This window comes from Actinomadura sp. CNU-125, assembly GCF_001942465.1.
Classification (GTDB): domain Bacteria; phylum Actinomycetota; class Actinomycetes; order Streptosporangiales; family Streptosporangiaceae; genus Spirillospora.
Genome location: NZ_MKJY01000439.1, coordinates 1 through 2,690, shown reverse-complemented (window position 1 = coordinate 2,690; position 2,690 = coordinate 1). Strand labels below are relative to the sequence as shown.

Genomic DNA, 2,690 nt, shown 5'->3' with positions numbered 1-2,690 from the left:
GAGGCGACGCGCCACCGCGGCTCGACGCCCGTCCGATCGCCGCGCCCGTCGACGCGGGCCCCCGGACGCGCAGCACACCGTCCCCCCGCACACCGTGCCGCCGCACACGATCCCCCCGACCGTGCCGCCGACCCTGCCGTCCGCCGGGGGCGGGAGCACCGCGGAGACCGGCGCGCACCGGACTGCCCGAGCTGCCGCCGCTCGCCCCGGTCGAATACGTGCCGCCGCCGGTGGCGCCGCCGTTCCCCGAGGAGGCGCCGCGGCGGCGCGGGCGGACGCTCGCGCTGGTCGCGGCGGCCGTGGCCGTCGCGGCGCTGTCGGGGGTCGGGGTGCGGCAGTGGCAGGCGTCGCTGCCACCGGACGATCCGCTGCTCGTGGCGGTCGGGCTGGACGAGGGTTGCGCCGACGCGGTCGGCCTGTACGAGCCCGGCTCGGCGGATCCGCGCGAGCTCGTCTCCGAGGTGTGGTGCGTCCAGAACCCGCAGTGGTCCCCCGACCACTCCCGGGTCGTGTTCACCCGCACCGACTCCGAGGCGCACTCGGCGTGGGTGATGAACCACGACGGCACCGGCCTGCGGAAGGTCGTCGACATGGCGGGCGCCGCGGCGGCTTGGACCACGGACGGCACCGGGGTGTCCTACGTCGGCGAGCGGGACGGCCGCGAGGGGATCTTCACCGTCGCGGTCGCGACCGGCGAGATCGAGCCGGTCGCGACGGTGCAGGAAGGCGACGCCCGGTTCCACGAACCGGCGTGGTCGGCGAAGGGGCTGCTGGCGTTCTCCTACCGGGAGGAGAAGGGTCCGCCGCGCATCAACGTCGTCGACCCGCGGCAGCCGAAGCGGTGGCGGGCCGTGACGCCCGAGGGCGTCGACGCCCGCGCGCCCTCCTGGTCGCCGGACGGCGCCACGATCGCGTACACGGCGCTGGAGCCGGGCCTCAAGGACGGCGCGGAGGAACGCGACATCTGGCTCATCAGCGCGCAGGGTTCACCGAACCGCCGCGAGCTGGAGGTGTCGGGCGACGCGACGCATCCCACCTGGTCGCCCGACGGGCGGTGGATCTCCTACGTGTGCGACGGCGAGGACGTCCGGGCGGCCCGGACGAACGGCGACGACGACCGCTCGATCACCCCCGAGGGCGACGCGGGGACGATCACCATGCCCGACTGGTCCTGACCCGGCGGTTCCCCTCAGGAGGTGAGGGCGTCGAGCCGTTCCAGGATGACGCCCTCGCGCAGCGCCCACGGGCACACTTCGAGTTCGGTGAGGCCGAACAGGTCCATGGCGGCGTCGGCGACGATCGCGCCCGGCGAGCTGCTCGGCGCGCCGCTCGGACACGCCGGGCAGGCCGGCGCGCTCGTCCGCGGGCATCTTCGCCAGCTTGTCGGCCCACTCGGTGAGCTCGGCGCCGCTGAGCACCCGCCGCTGGAACGGTCCTTCGGAGGTCGGCGCGGCGCCGCCGATGCGGGCGAGCTGCTTGAACGTCTTGGACGTCGCGACCGCGTGGTCGGGCGGCCCGTAGCGGGTGACGTCGCCGATGTGCCGGGCGATCTCCGCGCGGACGTGCCGGCGCAGCTTGCGGACCTCGTCGGCGGGCGGCGGGTCGCCGGTCAGCCAGTCGCGGGTGAGGCGGCCCGCGCCGAGCGGCAGCGAGAACGCGGCGTCGGGTTCCTCGTCGATGCCGACGGCGATCTCCAGGGAGCCGCCGCCGATGTCGACGACCAGGAGCCGTCCGGACGACCAGCCGAACCAGCGGCGGACCGCGAGGAAGGTCAGGCGCGCCTCGTCCGCGCCCGACAGCGCCTCGATGCCCACCTGCTTCTCGTCCCGGATGCGGGCGAGGACCTCCTCGCCGTTGGCGGCGTCGCGGACCGCGGAGGTGGCGAACGCGACGAGGTCCTCGACGCCCTTGTCCTCGGCGATCTGGAGGGCCTCGTCGACGAACTCGCGCAGCAGCTTCTCGCCCTGCTTGGACAGCCGGTCGCCGTCCTCCAGGTGCGCGGCGAGCCGCAGGTCCGCCTTGTGGGAGAACGCCGGGATCGGGCGCGCGCCCCGATGCGCGTCCACCACGAGCAGGTGGACGGTGTTCGAGCCCACGTCCAGCACGCCGAGTCTCATGCTCCCGAAAATATCGGACGGCCGTCCGCAATGGAGCGCCGGACCGCGTGCGAACGGGGATGGATCACCCTTACCGGTAGGCTGGCGATCGTGGCGGAACGGGAATGGCGGGTGCCCCCGGCGCAGGTCGCGGTCAAGTGGGCGGCCGCCCTGGCCGTCGCGGCACTGGCCGCCCTCTCCGCCGGCGATCGGCAGTTCCTGCTGCTCGCGGGCGCGGCGGCGCTCGGGCTGGCCGCGCTGGCGCTGCGCGACGTGCTCGCCCCGGTGCGGGTCGCGGCGACGCGGACGCGTCACCGGTGACGGCCGGGTACGCGGGGCGGCGGCGGATCCCGTGGGACGAGGTCGCGGCCGTCCGGGTGGACGAGCGGCGGCGGCTGCTCCTGCACACGCGGCTGCTGGAGATCGAGACGTCCGACGACCTGCACCTGTTCAGCCGCTTCGACCTCGGCGCGAGGTCGACGACGTCGCCGCCGCCGCGCCGAGCTGCGTTACGGCAGTTCGGCCGGGGTCGGGTAGGACGGCTGCGCGCCGGGCTTGCGGACGGTCGGCGGCGGCCGCGCGGGCGGCGGTAGG

Annotated in this window: 3 protein-coding genes; 2 read left to right on the top strand and 1 reads right to left on the bottom strand. The window is 75.5% G+C overall.

Annotated features, from left to right (window positions below; genetic code table 11):
• Positions 1-986: 986 nt before the first annotated feature.
• Positions 987-2,117 carry a Ppx/GppA phosphatase family protein gene (locus tag BJF79_RS36375; protein ID WP_262403085.1) on the bottom strand — a complete coding sequence of 377 codons (1,131 nt, stop codon included), beginning with the start codon at positions 2,115-2,117 and terminating at the stop codon, positions 987-989.
• Positions 2,118-2,207: 90 nt separating this feature from the next.
• Here BJF79_RS36375 and BJF79_RS63345 point away from each other — a divergent pair, with 90 nt between their 5' ends.
• Positions 2,208-2,417, top strand: a complete 210-nt coding sequence (locus BJF79_RS63345) for a hypothetical protein (protein ID WP_262403084.1) — start codon at positions 2,208-2,210, stop codon at positions 2,415-2,417.
• A complete protein-coding gene (locus BJF79_RS63340; protein ID WP_075904230.1) occupies positions 2,414-2,689 on the top strand; it encodes a PH domain-containing protein in 276 nt (91 codons plus the stop codon). Before BJF79_RS63345 ends, BJF79_RS63340 begins: the two co-directional genes overlap by 4 nt.
• Position 2,690: the final 1 nt, after the last annotated feature.